The organism is Streptomyces parvus, assembly GCF_014648875.1.
Lineage (GTDB): Bacteria > Actinomycetota > Actinomycetes > Streptomycetales > Streptomycetaceae > Streptomyces > Streptomyces parvus.
This window is the reverse complement of sequence record NZ_BMRY01000002.1, coordinates 349,147-375,629: the sequence shown is the minus strand read 5'-3', so window position 1 is coordinate 375,629 and position 26,483 is coordinate 349,147. Positions and strand designations below refer to the sequence as shown.

Here is a 26,483-nt window from a genome sequence, read left to right as displayed (position 1 = left end):
CCCCGCGGCTCAGCCGCCCCGCACGGCGTGGCGGATCGGCTCAGCGGCTCAGCGGCTCAGCGGCCAGGCGATCGCGTCGTGGTCCAGCTCGCTCTGCTCGGCGCTGCCCGCGTACCGGGCGCAGGCGTCGGTGAGCGTCTCCAGCAGGGTCAGCGGGTCGGGCAGCTCGTGCTCGGGCCCGCGCACCCAGTGGACGTCCAGCTCACCGGGGAGCCGGGCGGGCGGCAGGAGGACGTAGCTGCCCCGGCAGTGCCAGCGCAGCCCCGGGTGGGCGTCCATGGTCTCGGGGTGGCAGTCCAGCTCGCAGGGCCACCACTCGTCCTCGTCCTCGGGGGTGCCGCGGGTGGCGGTGAAGAAGAGCAGACGGTCATCGCCGGACTGCGCGACCGGGCCGACGTCGATCTCCGCGTCGAGAAGGCGCTCCAGGGCGCTGAGGCCGGCGGTGAGCGGGACGTCCAGCACGTCGTGGATCATGCCGGTCGCGGTGATGAAGTTGGCCTGCGGCTGACCGGCGGCCCAGCGCTCGATCTGGGCCCGGTCGGTGGTCGACTGCGTCTGCCAGGCGAAGGAGACGGGATGCCGGGCGGGGGTGGGGCAGCCGATGCGTTCGCACGAACATCGGTATCCGACGGGGTGGGCGGCGGGCGCGATCGGCATGCCCGCGTCGGCGACCGCCAGGAGCAGCGCGACCCGGGCCGACTCGTCGGTGTCGGCCCCCGATGATCTGGGACGTCGCCGCAGCCACTGGGAGATCCTGCTCTCTGTGCCGCGGAAACGGCCGGAATCGGCGCCCATCTATCCCCTCACCTCAGCAGTTCACCTCAGCGTTGCCTGTCCATGGTCGCACCATCCTGCGGTTCGGGTGGCCAGAGTTCACCAGCGGGGCCGTGTACCACTGCACCGAGTGAGCACCATCACGCCCGATGTCGCCATATTTCGGACACGACGGGAGGGGGCCGGGAGTCATGCTCGCGGGGCGAGCCCGCCGACCGCGCAGTCGACGATCTCGTCGGCGTACGCGTGGGTGAGCGGCAGGGTCCGCAGCAGCCAGCGGTGCATCAGCGGGCCGATGAGCAGCTCCAGGGCGGTCCGGGGATCGACGTCGGCGCGTACGTCCCCGGCCTCCTGGGCCGCCCGCAGCCGTGTGACGTACAACGCGAGCTGCGGGTCCAGCAGCTTGTGGACGAACTCGGCGCCGAGCTTCGCGTCGACGATGCCCTCGGCGGTCAGCGCGCGGGTGGGGGCCTCCAGCGCCGGGTCGTTGAGCTCGTCGACGGTGGCCCGCAGGACGAGCTTGAGGTCGGCGGCCAGGTCTCCGGTGTCGGGGATGCCCGGCGCGGGCTCCCCCGTGCCGCCGGACCCGGCCCCGGACCCGGACCCGGCCCCGGCGTCCTCGGCGGCCCTGCCCGCCAGGTCCAGGAAGGCGTCCATCAGCACGGCGGCCTTGGAGGGCCACCAGCGGTAGATGGTCTGCTTGCCGACCCCGGCGCGGGCGGCGATACCCTCGATCGTCGTACGCCGGTATCCCACCTCCGTGACGAGGGCGAGGGCCGCGTCGTGGATGGCGCGGCGGGAGCGGTCGCTGCGGCGGCTGGAGTCGGGTGCCTTGGTGGGAGCCATGCGGCCAATCTACCCCGCACGAGCCGATACGTATCGTCTTGCAGTGTCCCGGTGACGTCCTGATGATGTCCTGTGCGGCGTCCGGTGAACCACCCGATCGGATCACTGCGGATCCGGCCCGCACGGCGCACCATGGGCTCACGCACAGACCGTGCGCATCCCACCGTTCCGCGGCCCCGGCCGCCGACCGTGAGGAGCCCGAGTTGAACCGTGACGCCACCCCTCGTCGCTACCTGATGTGCGCTCCGACGCACTTCCGGGTCACCTACTCCATCAACCCGTGGATGGACCCGTCGAAACCCGTCGACCTGCCGCTGGCCCAGACCCAGTGGGAGGACCTGCGCGACCGCTACCGGAGCCTCGGCCACACCGTCGAGCTGCTCACCCCCCGCCCCGACCTGCCCGACATGGTTTTCGCCGCCAACGGCGCCACGGTGATCGACGGCCGGGTGCTCGGCGCGCTGTTCGCGTACCGGGAGCGGTTCGAGGAGGCCGGGGCCCACCGGGACTGGTTCCGGGAGAACGGCTTCGCCGAGGTCCACGAGCCGGAGCACGTCAACGAGGGCGAGGGGGACTTCGCCGTCACCGCCTCCTATCTGCTGGCCGGGCGCGGCTTCCGCTCCAGCCCGCTCTCGCACATGGAGGCCCAGGAGTTCTTCGGGGTGCCGGTCATCGGCCTCGATCTGGTGGACCCGCGCTACTACCACCTGGACACCGCGCTCTGTGTGCTGGACGCGGCGGCCGACGAGATCATGTACTACCCGGACGCGTTCTCCGCCGCCAGCCGGTCCGTGCTGCGCCGGCTGTTCCCGGACGCGCTGCTGGCCGAGGAGGCGGACGCGGCGGCGTTCGGGCTCAACTCGGTCAGCGACGGACGGCACGTGCTGCTGCCGCAGGGCGCGACCGGGCTGCTCGATCCCCTGCGGGACCGGGGCTTCGAGCCGATCCCGATGGACCTGGGCGAGCTGCTCAAGGGCGGCGGCAGCGTGAAGTGCTGCACGCAGGAGCTGCGGGCCTAGGGTCTGCCGTCAGCCGGTGCCTTCCGGCGGCCAGGGATCGCCCCAGGCGACGTCCCTGGCCGCCCGGTACAGCTCGCCGTGGCGCTTGCTCACCGTGGCGCGGTCCAGCCCCTCGTCCCGGGTGCACAGCTCCAGCTGGACCAGGCCCTTGCGGATCTGCGGTTTGCGGGTGATCCGGGCGGGCGCCGGGACGGCGGGGAAGCGGGTGCCGACGACGTAACTGAACTTCTCGTCCTCGTGGCTCAGCGAGCCGCCCTTGACCTGCCGGTGCAGCGAGGAGCGGCTGACCCGGGCCGAGAAGTGGCACCAGTCGGTCCCGGGCGCGATCGGGCAGGCGTCGCTGTGCGGGCAGGGGGCCGCGATCCGCAGCCCGGCGGCGGTCAGCCGGTCGCGGGCCTCGATGATCCGGGCGTAGCCGTCGGGGGTGCCGGGCTCGACGATCACCACGGCCTGCCCGGCTCCGGCGGCCGCGTCGACCAGTTCGGTCCTGGCGGCTGCCGGGAGCTCCTTGAGGACGTAGCTGACGGTGATCAGGTCCGCCGGGGCCAGCTCCAGGGCCGCGCCGATCCGGGCCCGCTCCCAGCGCGCGGCGCGGAGCGAGGGCACACCGGACGCCTCGGCCAGTTCACGGCCGAGCGCGAGGGCCGGTTCGGCCCAGTCCAGGACGGTGGTGGCGGGGCCCGCCCAGGCGCCGGCGACCGCCCAGCTCGCCGCGCCCGTGCCGCCGCCGATGTCGGTGTGGGTGGCCGGCGTCCAGTCGGGCGCGGCCTCGACGAGGGCGTCGAGGGCGGACCGTACGGCTTCGAAGGTGGCGGGCATCCGGTACGCGGCGTACGCGACGACGTCGGAGCGGTCCCGCAGGATCGGGGCGTTCGTCGGGGTCTCCCCGCGGTAGCTGGCGATCAGCCGGTCGACGGCCTGCGCGGCCTGTTTGGGCGGCAGTCCGTCGAGCAGCCCGGCCAGCGCCGCGCGCAGGGACTGTGCGGTGGGGAGGGTGACGTTCACCGCCGAATTGTAGGCGGAGGCGACCCGTCGGCCGCATTCCGCTTCCGCCGGTACGGGAGGGGGTAGGCGGGGACGTACGCGAGCGGCACGAGGCGCCGGGCGGGCCCGCACCCGGGGTTCACGTAACCGGTACGGAACAGGAATCCGGCGAACTCCACGTGGCCGGAGGCCTGTTGCTACGCTGGCCCGCGCGTGCACGGCACCAGATCAAGATGGTCCAGCGGGGGAGCCATGAGGCAGAAGATCGTGCGGCTGACGCTGGTCGGCGGGGTGGTCTTTCTCGCCCTGCTCCTGCTGCTGGCCACCTGCGGCGGCGACCCCGAGGGCGAGAAGAGGGACAGCGGGGCCACCGCCTCGGCGAAGCCGGTGCTGCCGAGCGCGGGCCCGGTGACACGGCTGACCGTTCCGCCCCAGTACACGACGGACCGGGGCTGGGAGATCATCGGCTCCTCCCCCGATGTCGCCGTCTCCCACTCCACGGGCCTGCTGGCCTATCTGGAGCGGTCCGAGGAGAGCCGCTACCGGTTGCGCACGGTCGACACGGCCACCGGCGAGCTGGGCTGGCGGGGACAGGCCTGGCAGCCGCCGGACCCGCTGCACTACCCGAAGCTCGCCACGGTGGCCAAGGGCGACCGGCAGTTCTTCGTGACCTGGTCGTACGGGAAGGTCGGCGACGGTCTTTCGCCGGAGGACACCTTCCTCGCCCTGGATCTGTACGACGTGACCAACGGGAACCGGCAGCGGGTCGAGGTGCCGTGGTCCGGGGCCCCGAAGGTGACCACGACCGGGCCGGGCATCGTGATCAGCGACGCGAAGGCGAACAGCACCCTGATCGACCCGGTCACCGGTGAGGTGTCCGAGCTGGGCGCGGACAAGCTCGGCTATCCCAAGGGCTGCCCGGCCTGCAAACAGCTCACCGAGGTGCACGGCCGGACCGCCGACGGCCTGCTGGTGGGCGGGGCGCGGGAGTTCTGGGTGCGCGGTGGCTGGTTCAGCCGGAACGTCGCGCCCAAGGGGACCGAGAGGGACAGCGGGGTGGTGACGTCGATGACCCCGGACCAGGTGCTGGCCAAGTGGCAGCCCGCGAAGAAGACCAAGCGGGCGGCGACCCACGAGCTGTGGGCGGTGCACGACGCGGCGACCGGGGAGGTGCTCACCTCGGTGGAGTGCCACAAGCCGGCCATAAAGCCGGGGCGCTATCCACAGGCCGTCCTCTCCCCCTCGGGCGACTATCTGATCGCCGGGAACCTCGCCTTCGACCTGGAGGCGAAGCAGGGCCGCTGCTTCGAGGACGAGGGCGGCACCGCGCATCTGACGCTGGCCACGGTGACGGACGACGGCATCGCGTACGGGGCGGAGAACGCGCGCGACGCCTCGGAGGCGCTGTCCGGCGGCGGGCTCCCGGTCGCGATGGACTTCGCGACCTGGAGCACCGAGCGGCTGTCGCGCAATGCCCGGCTGCCGGGGACGGAGACGACGGGGGTCGGGGTGTTCCGCTGGACGGACCGGCAGGACCGTACGCATCTGATCGGCTACCCGCGCACGGGCTGAGCCCCCCGGACGCGCACGGGCTGAGCCCTCCCGGACGCGCACGGGCTGAGCCCCCCGGACGCGCACCGGCCCGGCCCTCCCCGGCCGGCTCCTCGGAGGCTCAGAGGCCGTCGGCCTCGCGTCCCGCGCGCTGCCAGGGGCGGCACAGGAGCAGGAAGCAGGCCACCGCCGCCACCGCGCAGCTCACCTGGACGACGGCCATCGGGACGGCCGTTTCCTCCCCCGCGATGCCGACCAGCGGGGAGGCGACGGCCCCGATGAGGAACGAGGACGTTCCCAGCAGCGCGGAGGCGGAACCCGCCGCGTGCTTGGTCCGCATGAGGGCCTGGGCGTTGGTGTTCGGCATCGCGAGGCCCATCGCCGACATCAGCACGAACAGCCCGGCGGCGACCGGGACGAGCCCGACCTCGCCGAAGACGCCGGTCGTCATGAGCAGCAGTGCGACGGCGGCCAGCACGATCACGGCGAGGCCGAAGCCGAGCACCTTGTCGAGGCGGAACCGGCCCACGAGGAGCTTGCCGTTGATCTGCCCGACGGCGATCAGGCCGATGGAGTTGAGCCCGAAGAGCAGGCTGAAGGTCTGCGGCGAGGCCCCGTAGATCTCCTGGACGACGAACGGGGAGGCGGAGATGTACGCGAACAGGACGGCGAAGGCGAGCCCGCCCGCGACCATGTAGCCGGTGAAGACCCGGTCGGCGAGCAGCCCGCGCATCGTGCGCAGGGCGTCGGTGACACCGCCGGTGTGGCGGGCGGCGGGCGGCAGCGTCTCGTGCAGCCACTTCCACACGACGAGGGTGAGCACGATGCCGACGACGGTCAGCACGACGAAGATGCCCCGCCAGTCGGTGACCCGCAGGACCTGCCCGCCGATCAGCGGCGCGATGATCGGGGCGGCGCCGGAGATCAGCATCAGGGTGGAGAAGAAGCGGGCCATCTCCACGCCGTCGTAGAGGTCGCGCACCACGGCCCGGGCGATGACGATCCCGGCCGCGCCCGCGAGCCCCTGGAGGAGGCGGAAGCCGATGAGGAGTCCGGCGGTGGGGGCCAGGGCGCAGATCGCGGTGGCGAGGACGTAGACGACCATGCCGAGGAGCAGCGGGGTGCGGCGGCCCCAGCGGTCGCTCATGGGGCCGACGACGAGCTGGCCGAGCGCCATTCCGGCGAGGCACGCGGTCAGGGTGAGCTGGATGGTGGCGGCGGGGGCGCTCAGGGAGTCGGTGACGGCGGGGAGCGCCGGGAGGTACATGTCCATCGACAGCGGCGGCAGGGCGGTGAGCCCGCCGAGGACCAGGGTGACCAGGAGTCCGGTGCGCCGGGCGGCCTTCGCCACCGGGGCGGGGAGCCCGTGGGTTCCGGGTCCGGTCCCGGTTCCGCTTCCGGTCCCGGAGGGGGGTATGTGCTCTCGCTGGGCCCGGCCGCCGCCGCTCTCCGGCATTCTCATCTCCACATCGTTGAATCCGCATCTATGCTCTCAGCTCGACCGGAGTGGTCGATACCTTTTTCGGGTGGGCTGAGGTGGCGGGCATGAGTGACACGGTGCGCTGGGGTGTTCTGGCGACGGGCGGCATAGCCGCGACCTTCACGACGGACGTACAGGGGCTCCCGGACGCCGAGGTGGTGGCCGTCGCCTCGCGCACGGAGGCCTCGGCGCGGGCCTTCGCCGACCGGCACCAGATCGCCCGGGCCCATGGGAGCTGGGCGGAGCTGGTCGCCGACGACACGGTGGACGTGGTCTACGTGGCCACCCCGCACTCGGCGCACCACGCGGCGGCCTCGCTCGCGCTGAAGGCGGGGAAGCACGTGCTGTGCGAGAAGGCGTTCACGCTCAACAGCCGGGAGGCGAAGGAGCTGGTGGCGCTCGCCCGGGAGCAGGGCCTGTTCCTGATGGAGGCCATGTGGACCTACCTCAACCCGGTGGTCCGCCGGCTGACCGAGCTGGTCCGGGACGGGGCGATCGGCGAGATCCGCACCGTGCAGGCGGACTTCGGCTTCGCGGGCGACTTCGCCCCCGGCCACCGGCTGCGCGACCCGGCCCTCGGCGGCGGGGCCCTGCTGGACCTCGGGGTCTACCCGGTCTCGTTCGCCCATCTGCTGCTGGGCGAGCCGGACCGCGTCCAGGCCGACGCGCTGCTCTCCCCCGAGGGCGTGGACCTGAACACGGGCATGCTGCTCGGCTGGGACTCCGGTGCGACCGCGCTGCTGTCCTGCTCGATCGTCGGCCACCATCCGACGGCGGCCACCGTGATCGGCACGGAGGGCCGGATCGACCTCCCGCGCGACTTCTTCCACCCGGACCACTTCGTGCTGCGGCGGGCGGGTGCGGAGCCGGAGACGATCACGTCGGGGCCGGGCCCGCAGGGGCTGTCCGGCATGCAGTACGAGGCGGTCGAGGTGGCGCGCGCGGTGCGGGCGGGCGAGCCGGAGTCGCCGCTCGTCCCGTTGGAGGGTTCGCTGGCGGTGATGCGGACGCTCGACGCGGTACGGGACCGCATCGGCGTCCGCTACCCGGCGGACGCCTGAGCCCTCTCAGGCCGGGTTGAGTCCCGGGTTCCCGGCCTCCGTGACGAACGAGGCCGCGGTGGTGACGGGTGCGCCGGGGGTCGTGACGGCCGCGACCGTACGGAAGTCGGCGCGGGCCTCCGTCGTGCCGAGGGTGACGAGCGCGTAGCCGCGCCGCCCGTTGTAGTGCTTGAGATGCGGGTTGGCGCGGGTCTGGTTCTCCCAGTTGGCGGGCCGGTCCGCGCCGTCCTTGCCGCTGGCGATGGAGGTGGTGACGATCTCCGTGCCGACGGTGCGCGACGCGGGGTCGGCGAAGTCCTTCTTCAGGTCGAAGGCGTAGGAGACGTGCACGTCGCCGGTGAGGACCATCAGGTTGTCCACCCCGGCGGCCTCGGCCCCGGCCAGCACCCGCTGCCGGGAGGCGGGGTAGCCGTCCCAGGAGTCCATGGAGAGCTTGTAGGAGTCGGTGGGTACATCGCGTCGCTGAGCGAAGGTGACCTGCTGCGGGACGACGTTCCAGGTGGCGTTCGAGGCCCGCCAGCCGTTGATCAGCCAGCGTTCCTGGGTGGCCCCGGTCATGGTGCGCGCGGGGTCCTCGGACTCGGGGCCGGGGGTGCGCCAGCCGTCGCCGTACGCCTGGTCGTCGCGGTACTGGCGGGTGTCGAGGATGTCGAACTGGGCGAGCCGGCCGAAGCGGAGGCGGCGGTAGAGCGTCATGTCGGGTCCGGTGGGGCGCTGCGGGGTGCGCAGCGGCTGGTTCTCCCAGTACGCGCGGTACGCGGCGGCCCGGCGGAGCAGGAACTCCTCGGGGGTGACGTTGTTCTCGGGGATCTCGCCCGCGTAGTTGTTCTCGGTCTCGTGGTCGTCCCAGGTGACGACGAAGGGGTGGGCGGCGTGGGCGGCGCGCAGGTCCGGGTCGGACTTGTAGAGGGCGTAGCGCAGCCGGTAGTCCTCCAGCGTCGTCGTCTCGCGGTTGAAGAGGTCCGGGAGGCGGCGGTCGGTGTAGTTGCGGGCCCCGCCGGTGGCGTTGACGGCGTACTCGTAGAGGTAGTCGCCGAGGTGGAAGACGACGTCGACGTCCTCGGCCGCGAGGTGGCGGTGGGCGGTGAAGTACCCGTCGTGGTACGCCTGGCAGGAGACGGCGGCCAGGGTGAGGGAGCTGTTGCGGGCGCCGGGGGCGGGGGCGGTGCGGGTGCGGCCGACCGGGCTGGTCCAGCTGCCGGTGCGGAAGCGGTAGTAGTAGAGGCGGCCGGAGTCGAGGCCCTGGACCTCGGCGCGGACGCTGTGGGCGAACTCGGGGTGGGCGGTGACCGAGCCGCGCCGCTCGATCCGGCGGAAGCGCTCGTCGCGGGCGATCTCCCAGCGCACCTCGATGCGGCCGCGCGGCAGTCCGCCGCCCGGTTCGAAGGGGCGGGGCGCGAGCCGGGTCCAGATCAGGACGGACGTGGGGTGCGGATCACCGGAGGCGACGCCGAGGGTGAAGGGGTCCTCGGCGATCCGGCGGGCATCGGCCTCGGCGGCGCTCGCCGTCCCGGCGGCGGGCAGGTTGACGGCGAAGGCGAGCGCGGCGGCGGCCCCGGTGACGGTCAGGAAGCGCCGACGGCCCACCCCCGGTTCCAGTAGGCGGGCGGCGGTGCGGAGTTCGATGGCTCGGGTGGTCTGATCGGGCGTCATGATGGTGTGTGCGGCTGTCATATGCCCTCCTCGGCCCGGATGCTGTCGGGCTTCATGGCAGCGGGAGGGGACGACGCACCGTTGTCGCGTGCACAACATCCGCATGGCGGGTCGATGAGCACCGCGTGCCCTGTGCACGGATCTGTCCCGTACGCTGCCGGGCCATGAACACTGAGAAGACGGAGCAGGCCGGGCGGGCCGGGCAGACCGAGGAGACCGACCGGACCGGCGGCCGGAAGGTCGCCGTCGTCACGGGGGCGGGGTCGGGGATCGGACGGGCCGTGGCGCTCGCCCTCGCGAGCGGGGGCTGGTCGCTCGCGCTCGCGGGCCGGCGGGCCGAGCCGCTGGCGGAGACGGCGGCCGCCGCCGGGGACACCGAGGCGCTGTGCGTCACCACGGACGTGACGGACGCCGACGAGGTCGCCGCGCTCTTCACCGCCGTACGGGAACGGTTCGGCCGGCTGGACCTGCTGTTCAACAACGCGGGCACGTTCGGCCCCGGCGGCGTACCGCTGGAGGACCTGGCCGTCGCGGACTGGCGGGCGGTCGTCGATGTGAACCTGACGGGCGCGTTCCTGTGCGCACAGGCGGCGTACCGGCTGATGAAGGAGCAGGACCCGCAGGGCGGCCGGATCATCAACAACGGCTCGATCTCCGCCCACGCACCGCGCCCGCACTCGATCGCGTACACGGCGACCAAGCACGCGATCACCGGGCTGACGAAGTCGCTGTCGCTGGACGGCCGCCCCCACCGGATCGCCTGCGGCCAGATCGACATCGGCAACGCGGCGACGGAGATGACCGAGCGGATGCAGACCGGGATCCTCCAGGCCAACGGGGAACTGGCGGTGGAGCCGGTGATGGCGGCGGCGGACGTGGCACGGACGGTGCTGCACATGGCGGAGCTGCCGCTGGAGGCGAACGTCCAGTTCGCGACGGTGATGGCGACGAACATGCCGTACGTCGGACGAGGCTGAGGGCGGGGGCAGGGGCGGGGTGGAGCGGGGACTCCTGCTCCCGGGGAAGTCCACGAGGGCCGACAAGGGCGCCAAGCACTGCCACTGACACGGCCGGCGTCTTCCGGGGGGAGGGGGGTTGGTCGCGGCTGCCGGGGGGCGCGACCAGCCCTCTCCCACGGGGGAATGGCGGGGGCTGCGCCACGGTTGTCTGCTGCATGACACCTGATCACCGGCCCGAGGTCCTGCGTTACACCGCCTTCTCCGGCGATCCCGCGGGCGGGAACCCCGCCGGGGTCGTCCTGGACGCTTCCGGTCTCGACGAGGAGCGGATGCTCGCGATCGCGGCGGACCTGGGCTACAGCGAGTCGGCGTTCCTGACGGAACGGACCGGCGAAGGCGCTTACACGATCCGCTACTTCAGCCCGAAGGCCGAGGTGCCGTTCTGCGGTCACGCCACGGTCGCCACGGCCCTCGCGCTGGCCGAACGGGACGGACCGGGCGCGCTGGAGTTCGCGACGCCCGCGGGACCGGTCCCGGTCTCCGTAGTCCGGGAGGGCGGCGAGCTCCGTGCCACCCTGACCAGCGTGGCGCCGCACGTCGAGGAGACCGCGGAGGCCGATCTGGCGGAGGCGCTGGCGGCCCTGGACTGGGCGGCAGCCGATCTCGATCCGGCCCTGCCGCCCCGGATCGCCTACGCGGGGGCCCGGCACCTGGTGCTGGCCGCCGCCACCCGGGAACGGCTGGCGGACCTGGACTACGACTTCGCGCGGCTGGAGGCGCTGATGCGCCGGCTCGACCTGACCACCCTGCAACTGGTGTGGCGCGAGGGGCCCGAGGTGTTCCACGTCCGGGACCCGTTCCCGGTGGGCGGGGTCGTCGAGGACCCGGCGACGGGCGCGGCGGCGGCGGCCTTCGGCGCGTACGCGCGGGAGTCGGGGCTCGTACCGGAGACGGCCGTGCTGACGCTGCACCAGGGGGCGGACATGGGCCGCCCGGGCACCCTCACCGTCGAACTGCGCGCGGGCGACGCCCGGATCCGGGTCAGCGGAACGGGCACCCGGATCGACTGAGACCGGTCACCGCCGGCCGAGGACCGGGGGCCTCCGGCGTACGGGACCGATCCGGTCCGGAAGCCGGCCTCAGCCGGTCGTGTTCTTGGCCGGGGAGACATGGGCGTACCAGCGCTCCGTCTCCTCCGGGTCGAGGGCCCGCTCCAGCAGGGCGTCACCGCGCATGCCGGGGAAGAAGCGGCCCGCGGGCCAGGTCCGCCGGTAGGACGGCTCGTCCAGGACCAGCAGCCGGACGCCGTCGACGACGGGTATGTCGGCGGGGGCGCCCTCGTTCCAGATCAGTTCGCCGTCCGGCGCGACCAAGTCGAAGGAGCCCACGGTCTCCACCTGGCCGGGGGTCTCCCGGCAGACGGCCGCCTCCTGCGGCGACGGCGCGTGGCCCTCCACATGGCCACCGCCGATGAGCGCGTCGGCGAGCAGGGTGTGCAGCTGGAAGTTGTCCCCGATGCCGGAGATCCGCAGGAGGTAGCCGGTACCGCTCGTCCGGTGGAGGGCGACGAGCGGTTCGTCGTCCAGCACCAGGAGGGCGTGGGCGAGGGACTTCAGCTCCAGGCCGGAGGCCCGCTCCACCGCGCCGAGCAGCCGCAGCGCGTCACCCCGGGAGCCGGCCTCCCGCCGTACGCCGGGGTGGTTCAGCATGGCGACGGCGGCCATCTCCCACTGGGGAAGCGTGCTCCAGCCGACGGCCGCCTCGAAGCCGGCCCGCTCCACGAGCTCCGGGCCCGGCTCGCCGCCGTCGGGGGCGGGAAACGCGCCGCCCCCGGTCGCGGCCCAGGCGTCGGCGAACGCCACGGCCTGTTCCAGGGCCCACCGCAGCCCGGCGAGGACCCCCGGCGCGCAGCGCTCGGCGTCCGCGCCGCGTTCGACGCAGGCCCCGACGAGCACGGCGACGACGGCACGCGGGGCGGGCGGCACCTGCTCCAGCACGGCGGCGAGCCGCGGCCCGCCGTCCAGCAACTCCGACTCCCTGGCCTGCCCGAAGGTCTCCTGCAACCGGACGAACGCCTTGCCGGACCGCTTGGCGTCCTGCGCCGACACCGCCGCCTCGAAGTCGGCGACGGCTCCCCCGAACCCGGCTTTACCGAATATCATTCCACCACTTTATCGACGGCCCGTTCGATGCTATGAAGCCGGTCCCGCCATGGGCTCCCGCGCTCCTCACCGTACGAAGACTCCCGCCCGCGCGGCGGCGGCCGCGGCGTCGGCCGCCCGGTCGGCGACCTCCTCGTCCAGCGGGGCGCCGCTGGCGAGCAGCCGGTAGTACAGCGGCGCCGACACCGCCGCGATCACCTCGCCCGGGTCCGTACCCGCGGGCAGTTCACCGCGCCCGACCGCCGCTTCGACGCAGCCCGACCACTCCCCGATCCGCACCGCGTAGAAGCGGTGGAGGGCCTCGGCGGTGCGCGGATCGCAGGCGGCGGCCGCGATGACGGCCACGAAGAGGGGGCCCTGGCGGGGGTCGGTCAGCGTGCGGACCACGAGGCGGGCGTTGGCCCGGAGGTCCTCGGCCAGGGATCCGGTGTCCGTACGCGGCAGGGACTGCTCCGCCATGTCCGTGAGCAGGTCGGCGACCAGCCCGGCCGGGGAGGACCAGCGACGGTAGACGGTGGTCTTGCCCACCTCGGCCCGCCGGGCGACGTCGGCCAGGTCGAGCCCGTCGAAACCGTGCTCGACCAGCGCGTCACCGGCCGCGCGCAGCACCGCCTCGCGCACCCGGGCGGTGCGACCGCCGGGCCGTACGGTGCCGGGCTCCACGCCCTCCGCGCTCTCCGGGCCGCCGCCTTCAGAAGTCATAACGGGTCTCCAGTTCCATTAACAACACTCTCCCTGCTACGGTGACGCCACCTTAACGGAACCATAGAACCATTAAGAGTTCCCGTGTCCAGGAAGGCGCCTCTGCCATGCCCACACCCCGTACCGACACGTCCACGGCGGACCCCACGACCGGACCTCCCCTCACCGCCCCTCGCATGTCCGGCCACCAGAAACTCGTCCTGGCCCTGCTGCTCGGCTCCCAGTTCATGATCGCGGTGGACTTCTCGATCCTGAACGTGGCGCTGCCCGTCGTCGGGGAAGGACTCGGCTTCTCCCTCGCCGGTCTCCAGTGGATCGCCACCTCCTTCGCGCTCGCCGCCGCCGGGTTCACGCTGCTCTTCGGCCGGGTCGCCGACCTCGTCGGCCGCAAGAACCTGTTCGTCGGCGGCATGGCCGTCCTCGGCCTCTCCTCCGTGCTCGGCGGCCTCGCCACCTCGCCCGAGGTACTGCTCACCGCCCGGGTGCTGCAGGGCCTGGCCACCGCGGCCGTCACCCCGGCCGGACTCGCGCTGCTGACCACCGCGTTCAAGGAGGGGCCGCTGCGGGAACGGGCGCTGGGGCTCAACGGGGCCCTGATGTCGGCCGGGTTCACCGCCGGGGCGATCCTCGGGGGGCTGCTGACGGATCTGCTCTCCTGGCGCTGGGCCTTCTTCATCAACGTACCGGTGGCGGCCCTCGTCGTGATGCTGGCCCCGTCCGTGATCACCGACTCCCGGCCGGAGAAGCACCCGAAGCTGGACGTGCCCGGAGCCGTCGCCGTCACCGGCGGGCTGCTGCTGCTCGTCCTGGGGCTGACCCGGGCGGGCGAGACCGGCTGGACCGGGCCGGCCACCCTGGCCGCGCTGGCCGCCGGAGCCGTCCTCCTGGTCGCGTTCGTCCGCATCGAGCAGCGAGCCGCGGCCCCGCTCGTCCCTATCCGCGTCCTGAAGCGGCGCAGTGTCGTCTGGGGCAACACCGCCGGGCTGATCGCCTTCGCCACGGAGACCTCGCTGGTGTTCCTGCTGACCCTCTACCTCCAGGAGGTCCTGGGCCACTCCGCACTCGCCACCGGCCTCGCGTTCGGCGTGCTCGGCGCGGGCACGGTCGTCGGCGGTGTGCTCGGTGGACGGGCGGTGGGCCGCTTCGGCGACCGTCGCGCCATCGTCCTCGGCGGCACCGTCCAGGCCGCCGCCACCCTCTCCCTCGTGGCGCTCGGCACGTCCGGGGCCTGGATCTGGCTCCTGCTGGCGGCGACCTTCGTGGGCGGCGTCGGCAACATGCTGATGATCGTCGGCTTCATGGTCACGGCGACCTCGGGCCTGCCGGACGAGGAGCAGGGGCGGGCCACCGGGCTGGCGACGATGACGCAGCAGGTCGGTATCGCCCTGGGCATTCCGGTGATGAGCGCGGTCGTCACCGCCCGGACGGGGGCCGCGCACGGACCCGAGGCGGTACTGTCCGGCGTCTCCACCGCGATCCTGGTCAACTCGGCCCTGGTCCTGGCCGGCGCCGTACTGGCCGGGTACTTCCTGGCGGGCGGGGCCCGGAGGCGGAAGGACGGGTGAGCCGGTCCCGCTTCCCGGGCAGGCGGGACCGGCCCGGGAAGCGGAACCGGATCGACAGCGGGAGGATACGGACATGGCTGCTCCCGAGCCTGACCCCGGACGCGCCCCCGGCACCGGCTCCGCCCCCCACACCACCGCCGAGACCGGCAACATCCCCGGCTCGGCCCCCGACCTCGCTCCCGGCCCCGAGCCGCTGACCGTTCCGAGCATGTCGGCGGGCCCGGACTTCGTGCTGCGCCCCTGGGAGATGAGCGACCTCCCGCTGGTGCGCGAGGCCTCGCTCGACCCGTACATCCCGCTCATCACCACGATCCCGGCCCCCTACTCCGAAGCGGCCGCCGAGGCGTTCGTACGCGGGCAGTGGGAGCGCGCGGCCACCGGCGCGGGGTACCCGTTCGCCATCGTGCGCTCCCGGGACCGGCGCCCGGTCGGCGCGATCGGGCTCTGGCTCCGGGAGCTGCCCGAGGGGCGCGCCTCCCTCGGCTACTGGCTCACCGATACCGCCCGCGGCCAGGGGGTCGCCCGGGCCGCGCTGCGTACGGTGACGGGCTGGGCCCTGCGCGACCTCGGCGTCCCGCGCCTCCAGCTCTACATCGAGCCCTGGAACACCGCCTCCGCCCGGATCGCCGAGGACATCGGCTTCCGGCGGGAGGGGCTGCTGCGCGGCTGGCAGCGGGTGGGCGACGAACGGCGGGACATGGCCGTGTACGCGCTGCTGAACAGCGACGGAGCGGTGGATGGCCGGGCGGTAACCGCACACTGAACACCGAGGCGTTACGATCGCGGGCACCGCTGCCGACCAGCAGCCGGCCACCGGCAGCCGAGTTCCAGGAGTACCGACCGTGTCCGCACCGCGCATCGGCGTATCCATCGTGACCATGGGAGACCGCCCGCAGGCGGTCGAGGCGCTGCTGGCGTCGGTCGCCATGCAGGACGTCCGGCCCACCCGGCTCGTGATCATCGGCAACGGTACGGCCCTCCCGGACTACTCCTCCACGCCCGGCCTGGAGGACCTCGACGGCGGGGTGACCACCATCGAGCTGCCGGAGAACCTCGGCTGCCCGGGCGGCCGGAACGAGGGGCTGCGCAGGCTCGCCGAGATCGGCGACGTGGACGTGGTCATCGAGCTGGACGACGACGGGCTGCTGGTCGACAAGGACGTCTTCCGCCGGGTGCGGGACCGCTTCGCGGCCGAGGACCGGCTCGGCATCATCGGCTTCCGGATCGCCGACGAGACCGGCGAGACGCAGCGCCGCCATGTGCCGCGTCTGCGGGCGGGCGACCCGATGCGCGGCGGCCCGGTCACGGCGTTCCTGGGCGGCGGCCACGCGTTCTCCATGAAGATGCTGGCGGAGACCGGTCTGTGGCCCGCCGAGTTCTTCTTCACCCACGAGGAGACGGACCTGGCCTGGCGGGCGCTGGACGCCGGCTGGAAGGTGGAGTACGACCCCGAGCTGCTGCTCCAGCACCCGAAGACGTCCCCGGCCCGGCACGCGGTCTACTACCGGATGACGGCCCGCAACCGCGTCTGGCTGGCCCGCCGCAACCTGCCCCTCCCCCTGGTCCCCGCCTACCTCGGCACCTGGACCCTGCTCACCCTCGCCCGCACCCGCGACCCGAAGGGCCTGCGCGCCTGGGCGGGCGGCTTCGCCGAGGGCGTCCGCACCCCGTGCGGGGAGCGGCGCCCGATGCGCTGGTCCACGGTGTGGCAGATGACGCTGCTGGGCCGCCCGCCGGTCATCTGAGTCACCGTCGGGGCGTCCAGCGGTACAGCACGTCCGGCTCGTTCTCCTCGTTGCGGCCCCCGTCGTCGAACGCGACGGCGCTGAACCCGTGCCGCTCGTAGAAGGCACGGGCGGCGGCGTTGCGCTGGAACACGTACAGATGGACCGGCCCGTCCACGGCCCCGCGCACCTCGGCCAGCAGCCGGCTCCCGATGCCCCGCCGCAAGGCGTCGGGCCGCAGATAGAGATGATCGAGCTCGTCACGCCCGGCGAGAGCGGCGAAGCCGAGCACCTCCCCGCTCTCCCCGGCCTCTCCCGCCGCTTCGGCCACCCACACCGCGGTGCTGGTGGGCAGCACGACATGGGTGATCCAGGCGAGGGTGTCCGCGTCGCTGTGGATCCGGGGCAGCCAGGGCATGGCGGCGGCGCGGGAGTCCAGGAAGACCCGCGTGACGGCCTCCGCGTCCCCGGCCGTCGCCGGGCGCAGCCGTACCCCCTGGTGCTCGGACGTCATCCCTGTCACTCCCTCACCCCTGTCACTCCCTCACCCCTGCGGTCGATCACGGCTGATCAGAACACGGCGCGGGCCTCCGCGCAGGTGGAATTCCCGCGCGGAGGCCCGTCGTGAGGCGCGGTCCGCGCTCACCCGGTGCGCTCCGCCGCCTCCGTCGCTCCCTGCACCTCGGCCTTCACCAGCGCGCCGGGCACACCCGGTTCGACCTGCTCGACCGGTACGGCCTGCTCGGTCCGCTCCTCCGGCTCCGGTACGAAGGCGATCTCCCCGGAAAGGAGAAAAAGGGGCCTCCGCGCAGCTTGTTCGCTGCGCGGAGGCCCCTGAGGCAGGACGAGTCGTGCTGTACGCCGGGTTCTGTCTCACGGTCGCCTCGCGGCGGCCGCGGAGACGGCCATCCATCTAGGGCCGGCATTGCTGCCGGCCTCGTGCGGTCTACCCGCGAACTCGGGCGAGCAGCCCTCGAACGTCCGCGCAGGGCCGTCCCGTTTCCGGGACGCCCCCTCTTGACCTTGCTCCGGGTGGGGTTTACCTAGCCGCCTGAGTCACCTCAGGCGCTGGTGGTCTCTTACACCACCGTTTCACCCTTACCCGCGACCGAAGTCCCGGGCGGTCTGTTCTCTGTGGCACTGTCCCGCGGGTCACCCCGGGTGGCCGTTAGCCACCACCCTGCTCTGCGGAGCCCGGACGTTCCTCGGGAGGATCCGGGGATCCTCACGCGGCCGTCCGCACGGCTCGTCTGCCGTGATCGCCATCCTACCGGGCTGTACCGGCCGACCGCCCTGTCGGTGTCCCTCAGCCGAAGTCACCGGTCTCCAGGTCGAAGGCGAAGGGCTCGGGGAGCGGGAGCGGTTTCCCGTACGGGATGGTCAGGTGCTGGCGGTAGTCGTCACCCTCGGGCTCGCTGAACAGCGTCACCGAGCTGTCGTCCCGGTCGATGAGCAGGTAGAGCGGGATGCCTCCGCGCGCGTAGCAGCGGCGCTTGGCCTCGCGGTCTGCCTGCGGCTTGGTGGAGGTCACCTCGACCACCAGGGCTACGCCCTCGCAGGGCATCCAGGGGTCGGCGCCGCGGAAGAGGCGAAGGTCGAACGGGGCGAAGGTGCCGTCGGGGATGGCATGGTTCTTCGGGCAACCACCGCCGCTGCGGAGTTTCAGCCCTTTGTTTCCGGAGAACTGCATGCGTGTTCGGGCGCGCCTGGCCACCTGGTCGACGATCAGCCCGATGTAGTCCTCGTGGTCCCCGTCCGGCGGCGGCGTCACGACAATCTCCCCCTCGATCAGCTCGGCCCGGAAGCCTTCCGGCGTGTCCAGGGCCAGGAAGCCCTCCAGAAGGACTTCTGCCTGCGTGAGCGGCTCGTGCGCCATGGCAGTCATGTCACGCTCCTTCCTCGGTCGCTCGCCAGACTCGGGCATTGGAGGACCAGCCGTCCGTGAGAGGGGGGTTCTTCCCCCGATCGTGGCACAGGACCGCCCGGCGTGGACGAAAGCGCGGGAAGGAACGCGCCGCTTGACCTTGTCGCAGCGTCAACGTTTCTACTGGCCGCATGCGTATCGGAGAGATCGCCGCGCTCGTCGGAGTCACCTCCCGGGCCGTCCGGCACTACCACCACGTCGGCCTGCTGCCCGAGCCCGCCCGGCAGGCCAACGGCTATCGGGCGTACACCGTCCGCGATGCCGTGCTGCTGGCCCGGATCCGGCGGCTGACGGAGATCGGGCTCTCGCTGGACGAGGTCCGGGACGTGCTCGCCGATGACGCGGGGCGGGAGCTGGGCGAGGTGCTCGCGGAACTGGACGCCGATCTGGCGCGGCAGGAGCGGGAGATCCAGGAGCGGCGGCAGGTGCTGGCCGTGCTGCTGGAGGCGCCGCTCGCCTCGGACGGGCCGCTCTCGCCCGCCCTCGCCGCGCTCCTGGACCACGCGCCCGCCACCACCTCTCCGGCCGCCGCGAAGGACCGCGAGCATCTGGCGTTGCTGGACGCGGCGGGCGACGGGGCCGGGGCGGAGCTGTTCGCGGCGCTGCGGCCGTTGGCCGAGCACCCGGGTGTGCTCGCGCTGTACGAGCGGCTCGACGAACTGGAGGGGGCCGGGGTGGACGATCCGCGGATCGCACCCCTGGCGGCCGAGCTGGTCGCCGCCGTGCCGGACGAGGTCCTGGCGGTCATCCCCGAGGGGGAGCCGTCGGCGACGGGGTTCGGGCGGGTGCTGCTCGACGACTATCCGCCCGCGCAGCGCGCGGTGGTACGCCGGGTGATGGAGGAGCTGGCCGAGCGGGTGCGGAGGAGGGGGACGGCATGAGGGCACGGGTGGCGAGGAGCCTGCGGGTCGCGATGTGGGCGGTGCTGCCCGGGGAGCTGGCCCTGGTGGTCTGCCTGGTGGCCGGGGTGCGGATACCGGGGGCCGTGCTGCTGGCGGCCGAGGCGCTGGTGGTGGGGATGCTCGCGCTGGAGGCGTACGTGATGTGGCCCCTGTACGCGGCCCGGCGGCGGGCGGGCGACACCCGGCGGAAGGCCGGGCTCGCCGTGGTGCGGGCGGCGGTGCCGGTCGCCCTGCGGCGGCTCGTCGTCCACGAGTTCCGGGCGCTGCACAGCCTCGGGCTGTGGAGCGCCCGGCGCCGCCACCGGATTCCGGAGGGGGCCCGGCCGTTCTCGTACACCGAACCGCAGACCGGGATCATGTGGGCGTTCCTCTTCGTCTCCGTCGTCGAGACCGTGGTGCTGGCCCTGGTGATCCCCTGGCCGCTGGTCCACGCGATCGTGCTCGTGGTGGACGTGTACGGGATCGTCATCGTCCTCGCCCTGCACGCCGCCGCGGTGACCCGGCCGCATCTGGTGGAGGCCGACGGTTCGCTGCGGCTGCGGTACGGGGCGTTGTTCGACCTCCGGGTGCCCGCCGACGCCATCGCCTCCGCCCGGGTCGAACGGCGCTTCCCGGACGGGGGGCTGGTCCGGGTCGACGAGGACGGGACGCTGGATCTGGCGGTGGGGAGCCAGACGACGGTGACCGTGGAGCTGACGGGGCCGGTGGAGTTCGTACGGCCGCTCGGGCGGCGCGGGAGTGCGCGGACGCTCCGGTTCCATGCGGACGAGCCGCGGGCGGCCGTCGCCGCGCTCGCCGCGCCGAGGCGGGCAGCGCCGCCCGCGCCGACGCCGGAGGGGGCCGCGCCGGCCCCGGCCCCGCGCCTCAAGGCGCCCTCGCGCTCGCTCACGCCGGAGCGAACAGCACCGTCCTCGCCGCCGGCCCCGCCCGCGTGAGCCGGACCCGCAGCCGCTCCCCCAGCGGCAGCGGGGCCGTGCCGCCCTCGATCCGGCCGACGACCGCCGGGTCCCGGAGGTGGATCGTGCCGATGGCCGGGTCCCGCTCCTGGACGTCGACGACGTACGCGTCGAAGAGTTCGCCCTCGCGCCCCTCCAGCAGCGCCGCCTCGACCAGGTCGACGCAGGCCCGCTCCACGGTGCCCGCGCGGCGCGTCCCCTCGGCCATCTCCTTCGGGAGGGCGGGGAGGGCCTCCCGTACCCACTCGGGAGGTTCCTTCCCCGCCGTGGCGGCGAGGCAGAGTTCGGAGGCGTACCGGTCGACCAGGCGGCGCAGCGGTGCGGTGCAGTGCGTGTAGAGGTCGGCGACCGCGGCGTGCACGGCGGGGTCGGGGAGGTCGCCGCCCTCGGAGACGGTGTAACCCGCGCCGCGCAGCAGGGTCGTGCACTCCTGGAGGAACGCCGCGTGGTTGCTCCTCCCCGGGTCGAGGGAGCGGACGACCTCGGCGTACAGAACGTGGTGCGGCCAGTCGATGCGCAGGGCGTGGGCGGAGCGCCGCAGCCGGGCGACGGCCCCGTCGGGGGCGAGCGGCAGGGTGCGCAGGATGCCGGTGCCGGTGTCGGCCATGAGACGGGCGGCGGCCATCCCGGTGAGAAGCGAGATCTGCGCGTTCCAGGCCTCGGCGGGGAGCGTGGCGCGGTAGGCGAGGCCGTACGCCCCTTCGTGCTCGACGATCTCCTGCTCGGGGACGTCGAGCGAGATGCCGCCCCGGGCCAGCTCCTGTTCGGCGCGCAGCCGCCCGATGTCCCGGAGCAGGGCGAGGGGTTCCTCGGCGGTGCCCGCGTCGATCTGCCGCTGGACGCCCGCGTAGTCGAGCTTCGCGCGGCTGCGGACCAGGACCCGCCGTACGTCGGTGGCGACGGCCACCCCGTCGCCGTCCAGGTCGATCCGCCACAGCGCGGCCGGGCGCGTCTCGCCGGGGAGGAGGCTGGCGGCGCCCTCGGAGAGGACGGTGGGGTGGAGGGGGATCCGGTCGTCGGGGAAGTAGAGGGTGGTGACCCGGCGGTGGGCCTCGGCGTCGAGCGCGCCGCCCGGCCGGAGATACGCGGCGACGTCGGCGATGGCGTAGAGCACCCGGTAGCCGCGCCCGTCCCGGCGGCGCTCCAGGTGCATCGCCTGGTCGAGGTCGGTGGAGGCGGGCGGGTCGATGGTGAGGAAGGGGATGTCGGTGGCGTCCAGGTGGGCCGGCAGGTCCGGGGCCCGCGCCGCCTGTTCCGCCTCCGCGAGCACTTCGGGCGGGAACGCTCCGGGCAGGTCGAGTTCGGTGCGCAGGGCCCGCAGGGCGGCCCCGAGCGAGCAGTCGGCTGCGCCGGTCATACGCAGGTGGCGACGGGGCATGGCCCGAGCGTAGGCCGGGAGGGGGCGGGCGGCATCCGGGGCGGTCCCCGGGGCCGCGTCCTGGGCGGTTCGCGGGCCGCTGGTGGAGGCCGCAGGGGGGATCCCCGGATCCCGCTGCCGTACGGGAACCCCCGCCCCGTCCCCGTACCCTTGCCGAGGACCCGGGTGAGCCCGCACGCCCTCCGGATCCGCGCTCGCCGTACGTACGAAGGAGAACCGCCGTGCTCGTGCTGTTGCCGCCCTCCGAAGGAAAGGCCGCCTCGGGGCGCGGAGCCTCGCTGAAGCCGGAGTCGCTGTCGCTGCCGGGGCTCGCCCCGGCCCGTGCGGCGGTGCTGGACGAGCTGGTCGAGCTGTGCCAGGCGGACGAGGAGAAGGCCCGGGAGGTGCTCGGGCTGAGCGTGGGTCTCGCGGGCGAGGTCGGCAAGAACGCCGAGCTGCGCACCGCCGGGACCCGCCCGGCCGGGGAGCTGTACACCGGCGTGCTGTACGACGCCCTCGGCCTGGCCACGCTGGAGACGGCCGCGCGCCGCCGGGCGGCCGCCTCGCTGCTGGTCTTCTCGGGGCTGTGGGGCGCGGTCCGGATCGGTGACCGGATTCCGCCGTACCGCTGCTCGATGGGGGTGAAGCTGCCCGGTCTCGGCGCCCTCGGCGCGTACTGGCGCACCCCGATGGAGACCGTGCTGCCCGAGGCCGCGGGCGGCGGGCTCGTCCTGGACCTGCGGTCCTCCGCGTACACGGCGGCGTGGAAGCCGAAGGGCGAGGTGGCCTCGCGGACGGCGAGCGTGCGAGTGCTCCACGCGCAGATCGTGGACGGCGTGGAGAAGCGGTCCGTGGTGAGCCACTTCAACAAGGCCACCAAGGGCCGGCTGGTACGCGACCTGCTGGTGGCCGGCGCGCGGCCCAAGGACCCGGCGCGGCTGGTGGAGGTGTTGCGGGACCTCGGTTACGTGGTGGAGGCCGAGGCTCCCGCGCGGGCGGGGCGGCCGTGGTCGCTGGACGTGGTGGTGACGGAGATCCACTGAGCCCGACCGCACGAGCATGTTGCGCAGGATGCAACGTTCGTTGCAGATATTGGTGGCTGCGCGGCAGGATGGGCCCATGACCTCCTCCGTGCCGCCCACCGCGCCCTCCCCCGCAGCCGCCCCCGCCGCCTCCGTGCTCGATCTCGCGCCCGTCGTCCCCGTCGTCGTCCTGCACGACGCCACCGACGCGGTGCCGCTGGCGCGGGCGCTGGTGGCGGGCGGGCTCCCGGCGATCGAGGTGACGCTGCGGACGCCCGCCGCGCTGGAGTCGATCCGGGCGATGGCCGCCGAGGTGCCGGGCGCGGTGGTCGGCGCGGGCACGGTGATCTCGCCGGAGCACGTCCGGGAGACGGTGGCCGCCGGGGCCCGGTTCCTGGTCAGCCCGGGGTGGACGGACGCGCTGCTGGAGGCGATGAAGGCGTCCGGGCTGCCGTTCCTGCCGGGCGTCTCGACCACCTCCGAGGTGGTGGCCCTGCTGGAGCGCGGGGTGAACGAGATGAAGTTCTTCCCGGCCGAGGCCGCGGGCGGTACGGCCTATCTCAAGGCCCTGTCCGCACCGCTCCCCCAAGCCCGTTTCTGCCCGACCGGCGGTATCTCGCTCGCCTCCGCGCCCTCGTATCTCGCCCTGCCCAACGTCGGCTGCGTGGGCGGCAGTTGGATGGTCCCGGGCGATGCGGTGGCGGCGAAGGACTGGGACCGGGTGGCCCGCCTGGCGGCCGAGGCGGCGGCGCTCGCCGCGTAGTCGCCGGGGGCCGACGTCAGCGCAGGTGCGAGGTGTCGTTGAGCAGGCGTACGGAGGCGTTGCCGTCCCCGTAGTACGCGACGGTGGAGACCGAGGCCGCCGACAGCTCCATCCGGAACAGCGCCTCGGGCGGGGCTCCCAGGGCGAGGCGGACGAGTGTCTTGATCGGCGTCACGTGCGTGACGAGCAGGACCGTGCGGCCCGCGTACCGGGCGACGAGCCGGTCCCGGGCGGCGGCGACCCGCTCGGCCACCTCCGCGAAGCTCTCGCCGCCGCCGGTCGGGGCGGTGTCCGGCGAGGCCAGCCAGGCGGTGAGGTCGTCGCCGTACCGCTCCCGTACCTCCCCGAAGGTCAGGCCCTCCCACGCGCCGAAGTCCGTCTCGCGCAGGCCCTCGTCGATCCGGGCGTCCAGGCCGAGGCGGGCGGCGACGGCTGCGGCGGTCTCACGGCAGCGGCGCAGCGGGGAGCTGACGATCTCCTGGACCGTGCCGAGGGCGGCGAAGTGCTCGGCGGCCCGCTCGGCCTGGCCGCGGCCGACGGCGGAGAGTTCGGGGTCGGTGCCGCCGCTGCCGGAGAAGCGCTTCTCGGGCGTGAGGGCGGTCTCGCCGTGCCGGAGCAGGACGAGGGTGGCGGGCGCGCCCAGGTCGGGGGCCGAGCCCCAGCCGGTCTGCGGGGTCCCGGCGGACTGTCGCGGGGCGGGGTGGGCGTCTGTCGGCTCGCCGCCCGCTTCCGGCGTCTCGGCCGCGCCCGGCATCGGGAAAAGCCCCTCCGGAGCCGCCGCGCCGCGGGCCGCCGCCAGCGCCGCGCGGGCCCTGGCCGCGCCCGCGGCCTGGTCGCCGGGCGGGCCCTGCACCGGCGGCGGGGTGCTGCTCGGGGTGCGGGCGGAGGGGGCGTCGAGGGCGGCCGTCGAGGCGGACGCCTCCCACTGCCGGCCGTCGCGCCCCGCGTCCATCGCCTCGTTGGCGAGCCGGTCCGCGTGCTTGTTCTGCGCGCGCGGGATCCATTCGTACGTCACCGAGGACGGCGGCAGGATCGCGGCGGCCCGGGCCGCCAGCGGCTTCATGTCGGGGTGCTTGATCTTCCAGCGCCCCGACATCTGCTCGACGACCAGCTTGGAGTCCATCCGGACGTGGACCCGCAGCGCGTCCCCCGCGTCCGGGAACAGCGCCTTCGCTGCCGTCAGACCGGCGATCAGCCCGCGGTACTCGGCGACGTTGTTCGTCGCGACGCCGATGTACTCGGCGGCCTCGGCGAGGGGCTCCCCGGTGGCGGGGTCGATGACGACCGCGCCGTAACCGGCGGGCCCCGGGTTGCCCCGGGAGCCGCCGTCGGCCTCGACCACCACCTGGCGGGCGACGCTCATTACAGGCCCGACTCCGCGGTGCGGACCAGGATGCGGTGGCAGTTCTCGCAGCGCAGGACCGTCTCGGGGGAGGCGGCCTTCACGTCGTTGACCTCGGCCATGTTCAGCTCCAGGCGGCAGCCCTCGCAGCGGCGCTGGTAGAGCCGGGCGGCGCCGACCCCGCCCTGCTGGGCGCGGAGCTTGTCGTACAGCTTCATCAGGTCGGCGGGGACGACCTCGGCGACGACCTGGCGGTCCTTGGTCACCGTGGCGGCCTCGGCGTCCAGCTCGGAGGTGGCCGCGTCGCGGCGGGCGGTGGCGTCGTCGACCTTGGCCTGGACCGCGGAGACCCGCTCGGTCAGCTCGGTGACCCGCTCCTGGGCGGCCTCGCGGCGCTCCATGATCTCCAGGACGACGTCCTCCAGGTCGCCCTGGCGCTTGGCGAGCGAGGTGATCTCGCGCTGGAGGCTCTCCAGGTCCTTGGGCGAGGAGACCGCGCCGGAGTCCAGGCGCTGCTGGTCGCGGACGGCGCGCTGACGCACCTGGTCGACGTCCTGCTCCGCCTTGGTCTGCTCGCGGGCGGTGTCGCTCTCCTCGGTGGTGGAGGCGACCAGCAGGTCGCGCAGCTGGGCGAGGTCGCTGCTGAGCTGCTCGATCTCGGCGTGCTCCGGCAGCGAGGAACGCTTGTGGGAGAGCTGGGCGAGACGCGTGTCGAGGGCCTGGACGTCGAGAAGTCGGATCTGGTCGGCGGGCGCGGCGTTCAGTTGGGGGCTCCAGAGGAATGGTGGGTGGTCCAGGGGTCGGTGACCTGCTTCGAGACATGGACCCGCAGGTCCCATCCGTGGCGGTCGGAAAGCGCGTCGAGCTGGGCCGCCGCCTGCTCGCACCAGGGCCACTCGGTGGCCCAGTGCGCGGCGTCGACGAGGCCGAGCGGCGAGTGCTGCACGGCCTCGGACGCCGGGTGGTGGCGCAGGTCGGCGGTGAGGAAGGCGTCGACGCCCGCGGCGCGCACGGCGTCGAAGAGGCTGTCGCCGGAGCCGCCGCTGACGGCGACGGTACGCACGAGGGCCTCCGGGTCGCCGGCCAGCCGGATGCCCTGCGCGGTGGCGGGGAGCCGGGCGGCTGCGCGGGCGGCGAAGGCGGCCAGGGTCTCGGGGTGGTCCAGCTCGCAGATCCGGCCGAGTCCGCGCCGTCCGGCGGGGTCGGTGGGGTCGGGGACGAGCGGCCCCGTGACGCGCAGGTCGAGGGCGCCGGCGAGGGCGTCGGAGACGCCGGGGTCGGCGGTGTCGGCGTTGGTGTGCGCGACGTGGAGGGCGATGTCGTGCTTGATGAGGGTGTGGACGACCTTGCCCTTGAAGGTGTCGGCGGCGACCGTCGTCGTCCCGCGCAGATAGAGCGGGTGGTGGGTGACGATCAGCCGGGCGCCGAGCTCCAGGGCCTCGTCGGCGATCTCGCGGACCGGGTCGACGGCGAACAGCACCCGGTCGATCTCCGCGTCCGGATCGCCGCAGACCGTCCCGACCGCGTCCCATCCCTCGGCCCGCTCGGGGGGCCAGAGGGCGTCGAGGGCGGCGATGACTTCAGACAGACGGGGCACGGGGGAAAGGCTACCTGTCCGGGGTGGTCCGCCGCCCCTGGCCGCCGGACCCTGTACGCCAGGACCGGCGGCCGGACACGAATCGTTACTTCACAGGTCGTCGCCTTCCCGGTCGCGCGGTCACTTCACCAGGTCCGCTT

At 73.7% G+C, this 26,483-nt stretch carries 25 protein-coding genes and 1 other RNA gene; 12 read left to right on the top strand and 14 right to left on the bottom strand.

From position 1 onward, the window contains the following. Positions 1-48: 48 nt before the first annotated feature. On the bottom strand, positions 49-795 hold the full coding sequence (locus IE140_RS07860; RefSeq protein ID WP_150197072.1) for a bifunctional DNA primase/polymerase: 747 nt from the start codon (positions 793-795) through the stop codon (positions 49-51). A 168-nt stretch (positions 796-963) separates the two neighbouring features. Beyond that, positions 964-1,620 carry a TetR/AcrR family transcriptional regulator gene (locus IE140_RS07855; RefSeq protein WP_150197071.1) on the bottom strand — a complete coding sequence of 219 codons (657 nt, stop codon included), beginning with the start codon at positions 1,618-1,620 and terminating at the stop codon, positions 964-966. A 101-nt stretch (positions 1,621-1,721) separates the two neighbouring features. Here IE140_RS07855 and ddaH point away from each other — a divergent pair, with 101 nt between their 5' ends. Beyond that, positions 1,722-2,639, top strand: coding sequence for a dimethylargininase (ddaH, locus tag IE140_RS07850; RefSeq protein WP_373296153.1), 918 nt, complete (start codon positions 1,722-1,724; stop codon positions 2,637-2,639). 9 nt (positions 2,640-2,648) lie between these two features. On the opposite strand, the gene IE140_RS07845 is transcribed toward ddaH, so the two are convergent. Beyond that, positions 2,649-3,644, bottom strand: coding sequence for a small ribosomal subunit Rsm22 family protein (locus IE140_RS07845; protein WP_150197070.1), 996 nt, complete (start codon positions 3,642-3,644; stop codon positions 2,649-2,651). Between the two features lie 231 nt (positions 3,645-3,875). Here IE140_RS07845 and IE140_RS07840 point away from each other — a divergent pair, with 231 nt between their 5' ends. Beyond that, on the top strand, positions 3,876-5,195 hold the full coding sequence (locus tag IE140_RS07840) for a hypothetical protein (RefSeq protein WP_093439890.1): 1,320 nt from the start codon (positions 3,876-3,878) through the stop codon (positions 5,193-5,195). 100 nt (positions 5,196-5,295) lie between these two features. Here the strand turns inward: IE140_RS07840 and IE140_RS07835 are convergent, their stop codons facing one another. After that, complete coding sequence (locus IE140_RS07835; RefSeq protein ID WP_150197076.1) at positions 5,296-6,630, bottom strand: multidrug effflux MFS transporter; 1,335 nt, start codon at positions 6,628-6,630, stop codon at positions 5,296-5,298. 89 nt (positions 6,631-6,719) lie between these two features. Here IE140_RS07835 and IE140_RS07830 point away from each other — a divergent pair, with 89 nt between their 5' ends. Then, complete coding sequence (locus IE140_RS07830) at positions 6,720-7,715, top strand: Gfo/Idh/MocA family protein (RefSeq protein WP_150197069.1); 996 nt, start codon at positions 6,720-6,722, stop codon at positions 7,713-7,715. A gap of 6 nt (positions 7,716-7,721) precedes the next feature. On the opposite strand, the gene IE140_RS07825 is transcribed toward IE140_RS07830, so the two are convergent. Continuing rightward, positions 7,722-9,389, bottom strand: coding sequence for an alkaline phosphatase D family protein (locus IE140_RS07825; protein ID WP_109178325.1), 1,668 nt, complete (start codon positions 9,387-9,389; stop codon positions 7,722-7,724). Positions 9,390-9,532: 143 nt separating this feature from the next. On the opposite strand from IE140_RS07825, the gene IE140_RS07820 reads away from it, so the two are divergent. Both IE140_RS07820 and IE140_RS07815 read left to right on the top strand, forming a co-directional pair. Then, positions 9,533-10,345: an SDR family oxidoreductase gene (locus tag IE140_RS07820; RefSeq protein WP_088574236.1), complete on the top strand. Its 813-nt coding sequence runs from the start codon at positions 9,533-9,535 to the stop codon at positions 10,343-10,345. Between the two features lie 197 nt (positions 10,346-10,542). Further along, entirely contained in the window at positions 10,543-11,397 is an 855-nt protein-coding gene (locus IE140_RS07815; RefSeq protein WP_150197724.1) for a PhzF family phenazine biosynthesis protein, read from the top strand. 69 nt (positions 11,398-11,466) lie between these two features. Here the strand turns inward: IE140_RS07815 and IE140_RS07810 are convergent, their stop codons facing one another. Both IE140_RS07810 and IE140_RS07805 read right to left on the bottom strand, forming a co-directional pair. Then, the gene (locus tag IE140_RS07810; protein WP_093806243.1) at positions 11,467-12,489 is read right to left on the bottom strand and encodes a hypothetical protein; all 1,023 of its coding nucleotides are present in this window, start codon (positions 12,487-12,489) and stop codon (positions 11,467-11,469) included. A gap of 66 nt (positions 12,490-12,555) precedes the next feature. Beyond that, complete coding sequence (locus IE140_RS07805) at positions 12,556-13,191, bottom strand: TetR/AcrR family transcriptional regulator (RefSeq protein WP_150197725.1); 636 nt, start codon at positions 13,189-13,191, stop codon at positions 12,556-12,558. Positions 13,192-13,298: 107 nt separating this feature from the next. Here IE140_RS07805 and IE140_RS07800 point away from each other — a divergent pair, with 107 nt between their 5' ends. From IE140_RS07800 to IE140_RS07790, 3 genes are all read left to right on the top strand, one after another. Further along, on the top strand, positions 13,299-14,756 hold the full coding sequence (locus tag IE140_RS07800) for an MFS transporter (RefSeq protein WP_229826726.1): 1,458 nt from the start codon (positions 13,299-13,301) through the stop codon (positions 14,754-14,756). A gap of 73 nt (positions 14,757-14,829) precedes the next feature. Continuing rightward, complete coding sequence (locus IE140_RS07795; protein ID WP_208836346.1) at positions 14,830-15,519, top strand: GNAT family N-acetyltransferase; 690 nt, start codon at positions 14,830-14,832, stop codon at positions 15,517-15,519. 79 nt (positions 15,520-15,598) lie between these two features. Further along, positions 15,599-16,501, top strand: a complete 903-nt coding sequence (locus IE140_RS07790; protein WP_032776203.1) for a glycosyltransferase family 2 protein — start codon at positions 15,599-15,601, stop codon at positions 16,499-16,501. 1 nt (position 16,502) lies between these two features. On the opposite strand, the gene IE140_RS07785 is transcribed toward IE140_RS07790, so the two are convergent. The 3 genes from IE140_RS07785 to IE140_RS07775 form a co-directional block, all read right to left on the bottom strand. After that, positions 16,503-16,994 (bottom strand): GNAT family N-acetyltransferase, encoded by a 492-nt coding sequence (locus IE140_RS07785; protein WP_093439908.1) that lies wholly within the window; start codon positions 16,992-16,994, stop codon positions 16,503-16,505. Between the two features lie 327 nt (positions 16,995-17,321). Next, positions 17,322-17,729, bottom strand: an RNA gene (rnpB, locus tag IE140_RS07780) — RNase P RNA component class A. Between the two features lie 57 nt (positions 17,730-17,786). Further along, on the bottom strand, positions 17,787-18,356 hold the full coding sequence (locus IE140_RS07775; protein ID WP_093439914.1) for a Uma2 family endonuclease: 570 nt from the start codon (positions 18,354-18,356) through the stop codon (positions 17,787-17,789). Between the two features lie 179 nt (positions 18,357-18,535). Between IE140_RS07775 and IE140_RS07770 the strand changes: the two genes are divergently transcribed. Further along, the gene (locus tag IE140_RS07770; RefSeq protein ID WP_093439916.1) at positions 18,536-19,285 is read left to right on the top strand and encodes a MerR family transcriptional regulator; all 750 of its coding nucleotides are present in this window, start codon (positions 18,536-18,538) and stop codon (positions 19,283-19,285) included. Then, positions 19,282-20,241, top strand: coding sequence for a hypothetical protein (locus tag IE140_RS07765; RefSeq protein WP_150197726.1), 960 nt, complete (start codon positions 19,282-19,284; stop codon positions 20,239-20,241). The genes IE140_RS07770 and IE140_RS07765 overlap by 4 nt, the downstream gene beginning before the upstream one ends. Here IE140_RS07765 and IE140_RS07760 read toward each other — a convergent pair. After that, a complete protein-coding gene (locus tag IE140_RS07760; RefSeq protein WP_189460306.1) occupies positions 20,192-21,619 on the bottom strand; it encodes an RNB domain-containing ribonuclease in 1,428 nt (475 codons plus the stop codon). The two genes, IE140_RS07765 and IE140_RS07760, sit on opposite strands and share 50 nt — an antisense overlap. Before the next feature lie 242 nt (positions 21,620-21,861). Here IE140_RS07760 and yaaA point away from each other — a divergent pair, with 242 nt between their 5' ends. Both yaaA and eda read left to right on the top strand, forming a co-directional pair. Then, complete coding sequence (gene yaaA, locus IE140_RS07755) at positions 21,862-22,662, top strand: peroxide stress protein YaaA (RefSeq protein ID WP_150198869.1); 801 nt, start codon at positions 21,862-21,864, stop codon at positions 22,660-22,662. A 76-nt stretch (positions 22,663-22,738) separates the two neighbouring features. After that, entirely contained in the window at positions 22,739-23,404 is a 666-nt protein-coding gene (gene eda, locus IE140_RS07750; RefSeq protein WP_093439921.1) for a bifunctional 4-hydroxy-2-oxoglutarate aldolase/2-dehydro-3-deoxy-phosphogluconate aldolase, read from the top strand. 16 nt (positions 23,405-23,420) lie between these two features. On the opposite strand, the gene IE140_RS07745 is transcribed toward eda, so the two are convergent. The 3 genes from IE140_RS07745 to IE140_RS07735 are packed head-to-tail and all read right to left on the bottom strand — an operon-like array spanning position 23,421 to position 26,343. Further along, positions 23,421-24,767, bottom strand: a complete 1,347-nt coding sequence (locus tag IE140_RS07745) for a bifunctional RNase H/acid phosphatase (RefSeq protein WP_189460217.1) — start codon at positions 24,765-24,767, stop codon at positions 23,421-23,423. Beyond that, entirely contained in the window at positions 24,767-25,510 is a 744-nt protein-coding gene (locus IE140_RS07740) for a zinc ribbon domain-containing protein (RefSeq protein WP_189460305.1), read from the bottom strand. Before IE140_RS07740 ends, IE140_RS07745 begins: the two co-directional genes overlap by 1 nt. Further along, entirely contained in the window at positions 25,507-26,343 is an 837-nt protein-coding gene (locus IE140_RS07735) for a Nif3-like dinuclear metal center hexameric protein (protein ID WP_006124092.1), read from the bottom strand. The genes IE140_RS07740 and IE140_RS07735 overlap by 4 nt, the downstream gene beginning before the upstream one ends. Between the last annotated feature and the right edge of the window lie 140 nt (positions 26,344-26,483).